We start from the raw sequence: 13,816 nt of genomic DNA on the forward strand, positions 1-13,816 counted from the left end.
ATGGTAAAAGTCATCTTGCTATAACAAGGTTAGCAGTGGAATAATGATGCGGTTTCCGCACCGAAACTTGTTAAAACAAAAAGTTTAGCGGAATAACCCATTTTGTCTGACCGATCATCAACGCAGCAATGGCGTAAGACGTATTGATTTTTCAGACAGTTAGCGGGCTGCGGGTTGCAGTCCTTACCGGTAGATAGGATCTTCTCTGGAGAGTAATGCCCAGGCTGCTTCCCTGATAATTGCGCTGTGTTTCCGTATGAAATACAGGCAACCGACACTCTGCGCCTCTTTGAGCTGACGATAACCGTGAGGTTGGCGACGCGAAATAGTCACGAGGCCATCGGTTCATGCCCGGTAAGGCGTCACCATGCCCGCAGCTTAGTCGTCAACGTAAGAATAATGAGTAAGTTACGATGAAAAGAATGTTAATCAACGCGACTCAGCAGGAAGAGTTGCGCGTCGCCCTTGTAGATGGGCAGCGTCTGTACGATCTGGATATAGAAAGCCCCGGACACGAGCAGAAAAAAGCGAACATCTACAAAGGCAAAATTACCCGTATTGAACCGAGCCTGGAAGCGGCTTTTGTTGATTACGGCGCAGAACGCCACGGTTTCCTCCCGTTAAAAGAAATTGCCCGCGAATATTTCCCCGCTAACTACAGCGCTCATGGTCGCCCGAACATTAAAGACGTGTTACGCGAAGGCCAGGAAGTCATTGTTCAAATCGATAAAGAAGAGCGCGGCAACAAAGGCGCGGCGTTAACCACCTTTATCAGTCTGGCGGGCAGCTACCTGGTGCTGATGCCGAATAACCCGCGCGCGGGTGGTATTTCCCGTCGCATTGAAGGCGACGATCGTACCGAGTTAAAAGAAGCGCTGGCCAGCCTGGAACTTCCTGAAGGAATGGGGCTTATCGTGCGTACCGCAGGCGTGGGTAAATCCGCCGAAGCGTTGCAGTGGGATTTAAGCTTCCGCCTGAAACACTGGGAAGCCATTCAGAAAGCCGCTGAAAGCCGTCCCGCGCCGTTCCTGATCCATCAGGAAAGCAACGTCATCGTACGCGCGTTTCGCGACTATTTGCGTCAGGATATCGGTGAAATCCTGATCGACAATCCCAAAGTGATGGAAATGGCGCGTCAGCATATCGCCGCGTTGGGCCGCCCGGATTTTAGCAGCAAAATTAAGCTGTACACCGGTGAAATCCCGTTGTTCAGCCATTACCAGATCGAATCGCAGATCGAGTCAGCGTTCCAGCGTGAAGTGCGCCTGCCCTCCGGCGGCTCCATCGTCATTGACAGTACCGAAGCGTTAACCGCCATCGATATCAACTCCGCCCGCGCGACTCGCGGCGGCGATATCGAAGAAACGGCGTTTAATACCAACCTGGAAGCGGCCGATGAGATTGCCCGCCAGTTGCGTCTGCGCGACCTGGGCGGCCTGATCGTTATCGACTTTATCGATATGACGCCGGTACGTCACCAGCGCGCGGTAGAAAACCGTCTGCGTGAAGCGGTGCGTCAGGACCGGGCGCGTATTCAGATTAGCCATATTTCCCGCTTCGGCCTGCTCGAAATGTCGCGTCAGCGCCTGAGCCCGTCGCTGGGCGAATCCAGTCATCACGTGTGTCCGCGCTGTAGCGGTACCGGCACCGTGCGCGATAACGAATCTCTGTCGCTGTCCATTCTGCGCCTGATTGAAGAAGAAGCGCTGAAAGAGAATACGCAGGAAGTCCATGCCATTGTTCCGGTGCCGATCGCCTCTTATCTGCTTAACGAAAAACGGACGGCAGTTAACGCTATTGAGACGCGTCAGGATGGCGTCCGCTGTGTCATCGTCCCGAACGATCAGATGGAAACGCCGCACTATTCCGTGCTGCGCGTACGCAAAGGGGAAGAAACGCCGACCCTGAGCTACATGCTGCCGAAGCTGCACGAAGAAGCGATGGCGCTGCCTTCTGAAGAAGAGTACGCCGAGCGTAAACGCCCGGAACAGCCTGCGCTGGCGACATTCGCTATGCCAGATGTGCCTCCGGCGCCGACGCCTGTCGAACCGGCGGTTAGCGTCGCCACGGCGAAAAAGGATAATGTTGCCGCCGCGCAGCCTGCCCAGCCGGGTCTGTTTAGCCGCTTCCTAAACGCGCTGAAACAACTGTTCAGCGGTGAAGAAACGAAAGCCGTCGAAACAGCCGCGCCGAAAGCGGAAGAAAAAGCGGAGCGTCAGCAGGATCGTCGCAAGCCACGGCAGAACAACCGTCGCGATCGTAACGAACGCCGCGACACCCGTGATAACCGTGCCGGACGTGACGGCGGCGAGAGCCGCGACGATAATCGTCGTAACCGTCGCCAGGCGCAGCAGCAAAATGCGGAAGCGCGCGATACCCGCCAGCAGGAAACGGCGGAAAAAGTGAAAACCGGCGATGAGCAGCAACAGACGCCGCGTCGCGAACGCAGCCGCCGCCGCAATGATGACAAACGCCAGGCGCAGCAGGAAGTAAAAGCGCTTAACCGCGAAGAACTGCCTGTCCAGGAGACCGAGCAGGAAGAACGCGTTCAGCAGGTTCAGCCGCGCCGCAAGCAGCGTCAGCTTAATCAGAAAGTCCGCTTTACCAACAGCGCAGTGGTTGAAACGGTTGATACGCCAGTCGTCGTCGACGAACCACGCCCGGTTGAAAACGTTGAACAGCCCGTTCCAGCGCCGCGTACCGAATTGGCGAAAGTTGATTTACCTGTCATTGCCGATATCGCGCCGGAGCAGGATGATAGCGTAGAACCTCGCGATAATACTGGTATGCCGCGTCGCTCCCGCCGTTCTCCGCGCCACCTGCGCGTTAGCGGTCAGCGTCGTCGTCGCTATCGTGACGAGCGCTACCCGACACAATCGCCGATGCCGTTAACCGTCGCCTGCGCGTCGCCGGAAATGGCGTCCGGTAAAGTCTGGATCCGCTACCCGATTGTCCGTCCTCAGGAAACGCAGGTTGTTGAAGAGCAGCGTGAAGCAGATCTGGCGCTGCCACAACCGGTTGTCGCTGAACCGCAGGTTATCGCTGCGACCGTAGCGTTAGAACCACAAGCGTCGGTACAGGCGGTAGAAAACGTTGCCGTTGAGCCGCAGACTGTCGCCGAACCACAGGTGCCGGAAGTCGTCGAGGTCGAGACAACGCATCCGGAAGTGATTGCCGCGCCGGTTGATGAACAGCCGCAACTGATTGCCGAAAGCGATACGCCGGTGGCGCAAGAGGTTATTGCTGACGCCGAACCGGTAGCAGAAACCGCCGACGCGTCCATTACGGTGGCTGAAAACGTAGCTGATGTTGTCGTTGTCGAGCCAGAAGAAGAGACAAAAGCGGAAGCGGCTGTTGTGGAGCACACGGCAGAAGAAACCGTTATCGCACCGGCCCAGGTGGTGGAAAAGCCGCAGGACGTTGTCTGTGTTGACGATCACAACCACGCCAGCGCGCCGATGACGCGTGCGCCAGCGCCGGAATATGTGCCGGAAACCCCGCACCATAGCGACTGGCAGCGTCCTTCCTTCCACTTTGAAGGTAAAGGCGCAGCAGGCGGACACAGCGCCACACGTGTCGCCAGCGCCCCGGCGACACGCCCACAGCCGGTAGAATGATGTAAATGCTGATACAAAGCCGACCGCCAGGTCGGCTTTTTTATGCCCCTTACAGGGCGATGCTTCACCCCATGGCGTCTTTTAGTCACTCCAGGCGTTTATGAGATCGGGCGGGATAATACGTACGGATGGCGTCGCTACGGGCGCGACAATATGACCACTAACTCAATGACGACTAAAAAAATGCCCGCGCCGGGGTGGATGGCGCGGGCAGACAAAACATATCCAGTTTCGTGATATGTTTCAAAAAGAGGCGTTACCGGTTCAACTGGAAAAGCGACATTCCCTGCATGTCGGTAAACGTTTTATAGGACGCCTGTAATGCCGCCTGTTGCATGACGTAGGAGGAAATGACCGAGTTCCAGTCCACATCTACCAGGTTGCTCATCTGCAGCTTCTGTCCCAGCGCACGGTCGCTTCCCAGTGAATCCAGCGTACTGAGTTCGCTCAGTTGCGTTCCCAGTTCCGCACGAACGGTCAGGACGTTATTGAGCGAATTTTTTAAGCCGCGATTGGTTTTATCAATGGCGGCAGCGGCCTTTTCTTTTTCCACGTCATTGCCTTCCACCGGGGTCTTGAGTGCGGCAATTGCCGTATCGAGCATGACAAACAGATTCTTTTCGGAGTCCGAGCCATCCGGTTCCGGCACCGCATTGCTGGTGATGCTATTAAAAATTTGCGCTCCCGTATGACCAATTACCATCGTGCGTGCGGAATCCACCTGCTGGGTAACACTTTTCTCGCCGCCATGATAACCACCTGTCGCCTGGTCGAATGGCGCCGCTTCCGTTTTATACCCGGCAAAGATATAGCGACCATTGCCGTCAGTGCTGTTTGCCAGGTTCATCAGCTGATCGCGGATCCCCTGTAAATCCGTCGCCAGCGACGCGCGGTCATCGTCGCTTAACGTGCCGTTTCCGGCATAGACGATTTTTTCCTGCGCGGTTTGAATCGCCGTCGTCACCTGACTGAGTACGCTTTCTTCCAGCGACACTTTTTGGGTGGCAAACGTACGCGCCAGGGCGTACTGGCTATTCTGCGCCTGCGCCTGAGAGAGTACTACCGCCTGCGACGCGGCGATCGGATCGTCAGATGGGTTGGTAACGCGCTTACCGGTAGACATCTGCTCGCCCAGCTTCATCCATTCGGCCTGAGAATTAGTGATGCCGCTCATATTTTGTTCGTACATCATCTGGGTACTGATACGCATGTCATCCTTCTCCTTTAGCGAATATTCAGTAACGCATCAAACAGCGCATTCGCGGTCTGCAATACTTGCGCATTCGCCAGATAATACTGCTGATAACGCTGCAAATTGCCGTACTCTTCGTCGAGGTTAACGCCGGAAACCGACTGTTGCTGTTTATAAAGCTGTTTAACCACATTCGCCTGCGTGGTGCTGCTGGTTTTCAGCGTTGACGTTTTGTTACCCACATCGCTGACCAACGTGGCGTAAGCATCGTTAAAGGTTTTGTTGCCGCCCACTACATTGCTGTTTTGTAAGTCCAGCAATGCCTGACCATTGCGGTTATCGCTGTCGCCGGTATCCACATCAGGATCGAGTTTTGACTCAGACGCCATCGCAATCTCGGCTTCATTTGTCACTTTAACGTTCATGTCGACGATAGCATTGCTGACCGGCTTGAGAAGAAAACTGTCGTTTTTCTGTGCGCCGGTCCCTACCGTCACTTTCAGACCGTCAATCTCCAGTTTTCCGTCAGCATCTTTTGTCGCCGTGAAGGTAGTGTTATCCGCAGTGCGAGTAACCTGCCAGTCTGTACCGTCAAAAACAATCTTATAATCCGTCGCCTGAACCTTCGTGCTGTCGACCACCTTAGCGGTTAGCGATACCGTTTTATCGGCATTATTACTGTTGCTATATACCACCGGCGAGCCAATGCTAAAGAAGTCTTTCCCTTTATTGCCGTCGGCGTCATAACCTTTGGTATGCTGCGCGTTAAACGCATCGGCAAACGCTAACGCCAACTGGCCCAGCGTATTACGAGTCTGATCCAGATCCTGAGAACGGAATGTCAGTAATCCGCCGAGCGAACCGGTGTTCAGCAACTTTTCCGGAATTTCGATGTTACCGGCGGCCTCATCGACATAAGCGACAGTCGTTCGCGTCGGGTCGGCGCTGGAGGGAACCGCCGCCAACTGACGCGCCGTCGACCCCTGCACCAGCGTATAGCCATTGGCCATCGTCAGGTTATAGGTGCCGCCGTCCTGTACACTCACCTCGACGCCAACGATCTTGTTAAGCTCGCTGACCAACTGATCACGCTGATCGAGCAGGTCGTTCGGCGATGCGCCCGCGCCTACGCCCGTCATACGGGAGATTTGATCGTTCAGGTTAGCTATCTGCTTCGCGTAATTGTTGATTTGCGCCACGCTGGAGCCAATCGCGATATTGACCTGTTTATCCTGATCGCGCAGATACTGATCGGTGGTTTTGAACTGGTTTACCAGCCCTTCCGCTTTACCAATCAGCGCCTGACGCGCCGCAGGATCTTCCGCGTTACTGACTAACGTTTGCAGGCTGGTAAAAAAACTCTGCAACGAACCAGACAGTGAGCTGGATTTATCGGCCAGCAGGTTGTCGATTTTCGACATTTGTTCATAGCGCGTGGTCAAGCCGCTGCTCTGGTTTTGCGCGCCGCGTAGCTGATTAGTGATAAACGCATCATATTCGCGCTGTACGCCTGAAACGTAAACGCCATTACCTATCCAGCCGCCAGCCCCTAACGTACTGTTTGCCTGCGCCAGAATAGTTGTCTGCCGGGTATAACCCGCAACGTTATAATTGTTGATGTTATTACTGACCGTATTTAACGCGGCCTGCGCGGCGTTAAGTCCGCTCATGGCGTGATTAATCAAGCTGGACATGATGGTTCCTTTTAATCCTTCAATACTCGTTGTTATCGGCAGCGACTACGTGGACTTGAGCAATTTAAAAGAGATTGTCGAGATTCGCGCTGTAGGTTTTGCTGACCTTTTCACTCATCGCTTTCAACTGCTGAATCATGCTGGTCAATTTACGCGCGTAATTCGGGTCAGTGGCGTATCCGGCGTTTTGCAGGGCCACTGCGCCCTGCTCTGCCGTGGCGGCAGTGGTCACGGCAGCGTAGCGTGGGTTACGCGTTAACAGCGCGACATAATCCGATAACGCCTCCAGATACGAGCTATAGACGCGGAATTTCGCTTTCACTTTTTTCGCTTCGCCATTTTCGTATTCAGTGGTGGTGATTTCCGTCACCGGCCCTTTCCAACTGGCGGTCGCTTTCACGCCAAATACGTTATAGCTGGGTTCGCCATTCTCCCGCAGGATTTGCCGTTGCCCCCAGCCCGACTCCAGCGCCGCCTGCGCCAGAATCAGATGATGCGGCACCCCGCTTTGTTCGCTGGCCAGCCTCGCCGGGAGCGAAAGCTGGGCCAGAAAGTCTTTACTGTCGCCGGAGAGCGGCGCATCGCTGCTGTCCGGCGTTTTCGGTATGGCTTTGCGCACCAGTTGGGTCAGCGCCTGATTTTGATAGCTGTTTACCGTCTCCAGGGAGAATTTAAGCGGTACTTGCGGCGCATCATCTGCAGGCATCGTCTGCCCGCCCGTCATCTGTTTAACCATCATATCCGCCAGCCCCAACCCCTTACCGGCGGTCATCTGCTGGGCGATCTGCTGGTCATACATGCTGGTATACAGACGGGTCTGATCGCTGCTGAATAAACCATCTTTGGGTAAAGCCTCGCGCATACTTTTCAGCATCATCTGAACAAACATCCCTTCCACCTGACGGGCCACAGGACGGATATTCGCCGCCGGGTCCTGGCCCGCTTTCGCTTTCAGTTCGTTCAGAGATTGCGCATCCCAGGCCGCGCTGGCCAGCAATTTACCGTCTCCGATCATCAGATGATTTCCAGTTTGGCGCGTAGACAGCCCGCGCTCTGCATGGACTGCAAAATCGACATCAGGTCCATCGGCGTCGCGCCAAGCGCATTCAGCGCGCGCACTACGCTGTTCAGATTGGCGCTGGAACGCACGCTCTGTAGCGATCCGCCGCTCTGACGCAAATCTATCTGAGTCTGTGGCGTCACCACGGTCTGCCCGCCGCCAAATGGCGTATTCGGCTGGTTGACGTTGAGCTGGCGATTGACTGTCACTGACAAATTGCCCTGCGCCACAGCGCAGCTATCCAGCGTGACTTCCCGATTCATGACCACCGAACCGGTACGCGAGTTGATCACGACTTTTGCATCCTGCGGCGTCACGTTGACTTCCATATTTTGAATGTCCGCCAGAAAACGCACCTGCGAGCTGTTGCCGCTGGGCACGCGTACCTGTACCGTTCGCGCATCAAGCGCAGTGGCGCTGCCGTAACCGCGGGCGCGGTTGATGGCATCGGTAATTTGCTGCGCCATCGTAAAATCTTCGTCGTTCAATTGCAGATTAATGGTGTTGCCAGCGCCGAACTGAGTCGGCAACTCGCGTTCGATAATCGCGCCGTTAGTGATGCGCCCGCCATTAAGCTGGTTAACCTGCACGCTACTGCCGCCTGCGGAAGCGCCCGCGCCGCCGACCAGAATATTGCCCTGCGCCAGAGCATACACCTGGCTGTCCACCCCTTTTAACGGCGTCATTAATAACGTCCCGCCACGCAGACTTTTAGCGTTCCCCATTGAGGAAACGACGACATCGATCGTTTGTCCCTGTCGCGCAAAAGGCGGATACGACGCCGTCACCATCACCGCCGCCACGTTTTTCAACTGCATGTTGGTGCCGGTGGGGACCGTAATCCCCAGTTGTGACAGCATGTTATTCAGCGTCTGGGTGGTAAATGGCGTCTGGGTCGTCTGGTCGCCCGTACCGTCCAGCCCGACCACCAGCCCGTAACCGATCAGCGAGTTTTCCCGTACTCCCTGGACACTGGTCAGATCCCGAATACGCTCGGCGTGCGCCAGAGTGGCAACCAGTGCCAGAACGATTCCTGCAAGAGCTTTAAACACATACACCTCGCTTACATCGGCGACAAATTAAGGAAGAAACGTTGCAGCCAGCCCATATTTTGCGCTTCGTTAATATAGCCGTTCCCGACATATTCAATCCGCGCATCCGCCACCTGTGTCGAGGGAACAGAGTTGCTGCCGCTGATGGTGCGTGGATTTACCACGCCGGAGAAGCGGATGAATTCCGTTCCCTGATTAATCGCGATCTGTTTTTCCCCCACGACGTGTAAATTGCCATTGGCCAGAACCTGATCGACGGTCACGGTTAGCGTGCCGCTAAAGGTATTGCTGGCATTCGCGCCGCCTTTACCGTTAAAAGAGTTGCCGCCGGAGGCCTCCATATCCGCGCGGGAATTACCGAATAATCCCTGCAGATAACGCGGTACCGTATCAAAACCAAAGCTGGTTTTGCCGTCGCGACTGGCATTTGCCGACGAGCTTTTACTGGCGCTGACGTTTTCCTGTAACACAATCGTGAGCGTATCGCCGATATTACGCGGTCGACGATCTTCAAAAAGCGGCTGATAGCCATAATTAATCGGCTGCGCAGACTGAAATATGGAGCCATTCGCCACCGGTACCGGGCCAGGTATCGGCTGCGCCGTGGTCGCCCCCTGCACGAGCGGTTTAGCGGGTATCCAGGCGCATCCTGTCAGCGTCGCGACCATCAGGGCCATAACTGGGTAAGCGTGAAGCGCGTATTTTTGCATTACCTTCATCTTCAAAATCAGGGAGCCGGTGGCGTATCCCCACCGGCGGCCCCTTAGAGTTGCGTCAGTTTCTGCAGCATCTGATCGGTCGTCGATACTGCTTTACTGTTAATTTCATAGGCGCGTTGAACCTGAATCATGTTCACCAGCTCTTCCGCCACGTTAACGTTCGACGTTTCGACATACCCTTGATACAACAACCCCGCGCCGTTGAGCCCCGGCGTGCTTTCGTTCGGCGCGCCGGACGATTGCGTTTCGATATAGAGGTTCTCGCCGATGCTTTCCAGACCGGTGTCGTTCATAAAGGTGGTCAGGTTAAGCTGCCCGACCTGAACCGGCGCGGCCTGCCCCTGCTGGGTCACGCTGACCACGCCGTCGCGGCCAATGGTGATACTTAACGCGTTGGCCGGAATGGTGATTGCCGGCTGCACCTGAAAACCGCCCGCCGTCACCAGTTGACCATTCTGATCCACCTGGAAAGAGCCGTCGCGGGTATAGGCAGACGTACCGTCCGGCAGCATGACCTGGAAAAAGCCCTGCCCTTTAATCGCCACATCTTTACTGTTGTTGGTCTGCGACAGGTTCCCCTGACTGTGCAGACGCTCCGTGGCGACCGGACGCACGCCGGTACCGATTTGCAGCCCGGAAGGCAGCGTCGTCTGCTCGGACGACTGCGCGCCCGGCTGGCGAATGGTCTGATACAACAGATCTTCAAATACCGCGCGCTGACGCTTAAAACCATTGGTGCTGACGTTTGCCAGGTTATTGGCAATCACATCCATATTGGTTTGCTGCGCGTCCAGACCGGTTTTGGCGATCCATAATGAACTGATCATAAAATGTCCTGTATTAACTCATCGACAGCAGTTGGTTAGCTCGCCCTTCGTTCTCATCTACGCTGGTGATAACCTTCATCTGCATTTCAAAACGACGTGCGTTGGCGATCATGTCGGTCATGGCTTCAACCGGCTTGACGTTACTGCCCTCCAGCACGCCCGACATAATGCGAATTGACGGATCGGCGGCCAGTACCGCCCCGCGTTCAGCCTGTGCCTCGGCGGTAAGGCGGAATAAACCGTCATCGCTCCGCTGCACCTCATTGCCTTCCGCTTTGACCAGCTTCAGTCGCCCAACGGGCGCCACCGTGTTTGGCGGGTCGCCGGGATTGAGCGCGGAGATCGTGCCGTCTGCCGCAATGGTGATTTCCGACCCTTCAGGAACGGTGATCGGGCCGCCTTCGCCGATAACCGGATGTCCCTGAATGGTTAACTGCCCGGTCGGGCCCACCTGGATATTCCCGTTACGGGTATATCCTTCAGCGCCATCCGCCGCTTGCACCACCAGCCAGCCGTCCTGCTGTAACGCGACATCCAGTGGGCGGGAGGTGTAGTCCAACTGACCCGGGGTCATATCCGCCCCCGGCGTCGACGCCGTAACCAGCGTGCGCGTCGCTAAAGAGAGGCCATCAACGGGCACCGCGCGTAGCGCGTTAAGCTGCGCGCGAAAGCCCGGCGTTGAGGCATTAGCCAGGTTGCTGGCCGTTACCGCCTGCTGGTTAAGCGTCTGGCTGGCCGCCCCCATGGCGGTATAAATTGCGTGATCCATTAAGCTATCCCGTCAGGCGCTTAGCGCAGGTTAACCAGCGTATTGAGGATCTGGTCCTGGGTTTTGATGGTCTGCGCATTCGACTGGTAGTTACGCTGCGCGACGATCATATTCACCAGCTCTTTACTCAAATCCACGTTAGAGGCTTCCAGCGCGCCGTTCGTCAGCTTACCGAAGTTGCCGGAACCGGCAGTCCCCAGCAGCGCAACCCCGGAGGCCTGCGTCGCCGCCCAGACGTTATCGCCCTGGGATGCCAGACCTTCGTTGTTGGCGAAGTTAGCCAGCACAATCTGCCCCAGCACCTGCTCCTGTTCGTTGGAATAGTTGCCAACTACGGTGCCATCGTTGTTAATCTGGTAGCTCACCAGGTCGCCCGGCTTATAGCCGTTCTGATTGGTGGCGACGATGTTGTTAGCCCCGGTGTTCTGCTGCATGGAGTTAAGGAAGCTGAGGGAGAAGGTGGCCGCTGTCGCGCCATTAATCGTACCGGTGGTGATGTTCACCGTACCGCCGGATTGCAGTGTCCCGTTTGCGTTAAATACCAGAGTGGTTGATGGTGCCGCCGGCGCTGTGGCTGCAGGATCGCTACTGTCATGGGTGTACACGGCCCATTCATTATCTTTGGTTTTCACAAAATAGACGTTCATGTCATGGGCATTACCCTGGCTGTCATAAACGGTGACGGTGCCTTTTTTGTTATACGAATCCGCATCACTCACGCTAAAGGGCGTTTTAGACGGTACAGGGTCCGTCGAGTTCAGGTTGATCTGCATTGACGCGGTGGTGGTCGATTTCGCCGCCATCAGCGTGTTCGGAATGGTGATCGGCGCAGGATTCGCCCCCTGCTGAATGGTCGGCGGCGTACCGGTGGCCGGATAGCCGGTCAACTGCATCCCCTGCATATTGACCAGGTTACGGTTCTCGTCCAGTTTGAACTGGCCGTTGCGGCTATAGAACACGGAACCGTTGCTGTCTACCAGGCGGAAAAAACCGTTCTGGCTAATCGCGACATCCAGCCCGCGCCCGGTGTTCGTTGTCGTACCGTCGGTAAAATCCTGGGTAATCCCCGCCACTTTTACGCCCAGCCCCACTTTGGAACCGGCAAACATATCGGCAAATGATGCCGTACCGGACTTAAAGCCATAGGTGGCGGAGTTGGCGATGTTATTACCGATAACATCAAGGTTGGTGGCCGCAGCGTTCAGGCCGCTAACCGCTTGAGAAAAAGACATGACTGACTCCTGATAAGTGTAAGGGCTTAGATTATTTGCCGAACTTCGTCGAGTGTGGTGGTGCCGTAGGTACCCAGATCCAACAGGTTGCCGTTACTGCCCTTCGTCACACCCTGTACCAGAGCGAATTGCAGCGGCTGCGCCACCAGTTGCGTCCCGCCATTGCTGGCGGTAATCGCAATGTTGTAAGAACCATTCGGTACCGTTGTTCCGTCCGTTTGCTTACCATCCCAGGTAAAGGTGTGTACCCCGGCTCGCAACTCACCGATCTCCAGCGTCCGTACCACCCGGCCATCTTTATCGGTAATGGTTGCCGTCACTTTGTCCGCAGGCTGTTGCAATTCCACGCCAAACGGCGTCGTGGACGTCACGGCCCCTTCTTCCGCGCCTTTACCCGCCAGAATTGTGGTGCCAGGCACCATAACGCCATGTCCAATCAGCGTGGTCGCCTGTAGGGACTGACTATTATCGATTTGCCCGGAAATAGCCCCCAGCGTCGTATTCAGTTTTTCAATGCCGCTCACGGTACTGATTTGCGCCAACTGTGTCGTTAACTCATTATTTTGTAATGGGTTAGTCGGGTCCTGGTTCTTCAATTGCGCGACCAGTAAGGTCAGGAAACTGCTTTGCAGATCGGCAGCGTTGCTTCCGGTCATCGACCCGCTGCCGGTCGTCGTTTTGACGCCCGTGTTGGTCGGGTCATTCATATTTACGGCAATAGACATACGCGCCTCCTTTACTGGCCTAATGTCAGCGTTTTAAGCATCATGCTTTTTACGGTATTCAGGACTTCGATATTTGCCTGATAGCTGCGCGAGGCTGACATCGTGTTAACCATTTCGCCGACCACATCGACGTTGGGCATTTTGACGTAACCATTAGCGTCCGCCAGCGGATTGCCTGGCTCATAAACCAGCTTTTCCGGTGCCTGACTTTCAATCACGCTGGCGACCTTTACCCCGCCAGTGGCTTGACCCGGCGCGGCGTCCACCTGAAAAACCACCTGTTTGGCGCGATAAGGCTGTCCGTCCGGGCCGGTGACGCTATCCGCATTCGCCAGGTTACTGGCCGCAACGTTCAACCGCTTGGACTGCGCGGCAAGCGCCGATCCGGCAATATCAAAAATGTTTAACAGCGCCACGAATTAGTTTCCTCCCTGTAGCACATTCATCATGCCTTTGAGTTGGCTACCCAGAACGGTAAGCCCCATCTGATATTTGAGACTGTTATCCGCAAACTGCGTACGTTCCCTGTCCATATCTACGGTGTTACCATCCAAAGAAGGCTGATCGGGTACGCGGTAAAGCAGATCCACTGCGGGAGAAGAGACCGCCTGAGCGGGAATATGGTGAGAGGAAGTCAACGTTAACGCGACGCCGCCGGTTTCTTCCCGTCCACGCACCATCACCTTTTTTAACTCACTGGCAAAATCAATATCGCGCGCCTGATACCCCGGCGTATCGGCATTGGCGATATTCGCCGCTAATATTTCCTGACGTTGCGCGCGCAGATTTAGCGCTTCCTGCTGAAATCGTAAGGCGGCATCGAGCCTGTCGAGCATATCTCCTCCGCAAATGGCAAAATTCAGCCGACAGCTTAAATGCCTTCACGCGCGCGTTATCGCCGGAATAAACGCAAAATGCGTCGCTATTTA

Annotated in this window: 12 protein-coding genes; 1 reads left to right on the top strand and 11 read right to left on the bottom strand. The window is 55.6% G+C overall.

Annotated features, from left to right (window positions below; genetic code table 11):
• The first annotated feature begins 413 nt into the window (after window positions 1-413).
• The gene (gene rne, locus ACLJPE_RS05860; RefSeq protein WP_000827447.1) at window positions 414-3,617 is read left to right on the top strand and encodes a ribonuclease E; all 3,204 of its coding nucleotides are present in this window, start codon (window positions 414-416) and stop codon (window positions 3,615-3,617) included.
• Window positions 3,618-3,873: 256 nt separating this feature from the next.
• Here rne and flgL read toward each other — a convergent pair whose 3' ends face one another.
• The 11 genes from flgL to flgB all read right to left on the bottom strand — a co-directional run bounded on the left by flgL (window position 3,874) and on the right by flgB (window position 13,723).
• Complete coding sequence (flgL, locus tag ACLJPE_RS05865; RefSeq protein ID WP_001223032.1) at window positions 3,874-4,827, bottom strand: flagellar hook-associated protein FlgL; 954 nt, start codon at window positions 4,825-4,827, stop codon at window positions 3,874-3,876.
• Between the two features lie 14 nt (window positions 4,828-4,841).
• Window positions 4,842-6,503, bottom strand: coding sequence for a flagellar hook-associated protein FlgK (gene flgK, locus ACLJPE_RS05870; protein ID WP_000096425.1), 1,662 nt, complete (start codon window positions 6,501-6,503; stop codon window positions 4,842-4,844).
• Between the two features lie 64 nt (window positions 6,504-6,567).
• A complete protein-coding gene (gene flgJ, locus ACLJPE_RS05875; RefSeq protein WP_023213201.1) occupies window positions 6,568-7,518 on the bottom strand; it encodes a flagellar assembly peptidoglycan hydrolase FlgJ in 951 nt (316 codons plus the stop codon).
• Window positions 7,518-8,615 (bottom strand): flagellar basal body P-ring protein FlgI, encoded by a 1,098-nt coding sequence (locus tag ACLJPE_RS05880; protein WP_001518955.1) that lies wholly within the window; start codon window positions 8,613-8,615, stop codon window positions 7,518-7,520. The genes flgJ and ACLJPE_RS05880 overlap by 1 nt, the downstream gene beginning before the upstream one ends.
• An 11-nt stretch (window positions 8,616-8,626) precedes the next feature.
• Window positions 8,627-9,325 (bottom strand): flagellar basal body L-ring protein FlgH, encoded by a 699-nt coding sequence (gene flgH / locus ACLJPE_RS05885; protein WP_001174897.1) that lies wholly within the window; start codon window positions 9,323-9,325, stop codon window positions 8,627-8,629.
• A 53-nt stretch (window positions 9,326-9,378) separates the two neighbouring features.
• On the bottom strand, window positions 9,379-10,161 hold the full coding sequence (gene flgG / locus ACLJPE_RS05890; protein ID WP_000625851.1) for a flagellar basal-body rod protein FlgG: 783 nt from the start codon (window positions 10,159-10,161) through the stop codon (window positions 9,379-9,381).
• A gap of 13 nt (window positions 10,162-10,174) precedes the next feature.
• Window positions 10,175-10,930 (bottom strand): flagellar basal body rod protein FlgF, encoded by a 756-nt coding sequence (locus ACLJPE_RS05895; protein ID WP_000349278.1) that lies wholly within the window; start codon window positions 10,928-10,930, stop codon window positions 10,175-10,177.
• 20 nt (window positions 10,931-10,950) lie between these two features.
• Entirely contained in the window at window positions 10,951-12,162 is a 1,212-nt protein-coding gene (gene flgE, locus ACLJPE_RS05900; RefSeq protein ID WP_000010562.1) for a flagellar hook protein FlgE, read from the bottom strand.
• Between the two features lie 26 nt (window positions 12,163-12,188).
• Entirely contained in the window at window positions 12,189-12,887 is a 699-nt protein-coding gene (flgD, locus tag ACLJPE_RS05905; protein WP_000020450.1) for a flagellar hook assembly protein FlgD, read from the bottom strand.
• 11 nt (window positions 12,888-12,898) lie between these two features.
• The gene (gene flgC, locus ACLJPE_RS05910; RefSeq protein WP_001196448.1) at window positions 12,899-13,303 is read right to left on the bottom strand and encodes a flagellar basal body rod protein FlgC; all 405 of its coding nucleotides are present in this window, start codon (window positions 13,301-13,303) and stop codon (window positions 12,899-12,901) included.
• 3 nt (window positions 13,304-13,306) lie between these two features.
• Complete coding sequence (gene flgB / locus ACLJPE_RS05915; protein WP_000887043.1) at window positions 13,307-13,723, bottom strand: flagellar basal body rod protein FlgB; 417 nt, start codon at window positions 13,721-13,723, stop codon at window positions 13,307-13,309.
• Between the last annotated feature and the right edge of the window lie 93 nt (window positions 13,724-13,816).

The organism is Salmonella sp. SAL04196 (genome assembly GCF_046550835.1).
GTDB lineage: Bacteria > Pseudomonadota > Gammaproteobacteria > Enterobacterales > Enterobacteriaceae > Salmonella > Salmonella enterica.

Bases quoted from the DNA above. Each gene is read 5' to 3' on its own strand.
- rne (WP_000827447.1), top strand. From the start codon at position 414: ATGAAAAGAATGTTAATCAACGCGACTCAGCAGGAAGAGTTGCGCGTC.
- flgL (WP_001223032.1), bottom strand. From the start codon at position 4,827: ATGCGTATCAGTACCCAGATGATGTACGAACAAAATATGAGCGGCATC.
- flgK (WP_000096425.1), bottom strand. From the start codon at position 6,503: ATGTCCAGCTTGATTAATCACGCCATGAGCGGACTTAACGCCGCGCAG.
- flgJ (WP_023213201.1), bottom strand. From the start codon at position 7,518: ATGATCGGAGACGGTAAATTGCTGGCCAGCGCGGCCTGGGATGCGCAA.
- flgH (WP_001174897.1), bottom strand. From the start codon at position 9,325: ATGCAAAAATACGCGCTTCACGCTTACCCAGTTATGGCCCTGATGGTC.
- flgG (WP_000625851.1), bottom strand. From the start codon at position 10,161: ATGATCAGTTCATTATGGATCGCCAAAACCGGTCTGGACGCGCAGCAA.
- ACLJPE_RS05895 (WP_000349278.1), bottom strand. From the start codon at position 10,930: ATGGATCACGCAATTTATACCGCCATGGGGGCGGCCAGCCAGACGCTT.
- flgE (WP_000010562.1), bottom strand. From the start codon at position 12,162: ATGTCTTTTTCTCAAGCGGTTAGCGGCCTGAACGCTGCGGCCACCAAC.
- flgD (WP_000020450.1), bottom strand. From the start codon at position 12,887: ATGTCTATTGCCGTAAATATGAATGACCCGACCAACACGGGCGTCAAA.
- flgB (WP_000887043.1), bottom strand. From the start codon at position 13,723: ATGCTCGACAGGCTCGATGCCGCCTTACGATTTCAGCAGGAAGCGCTA.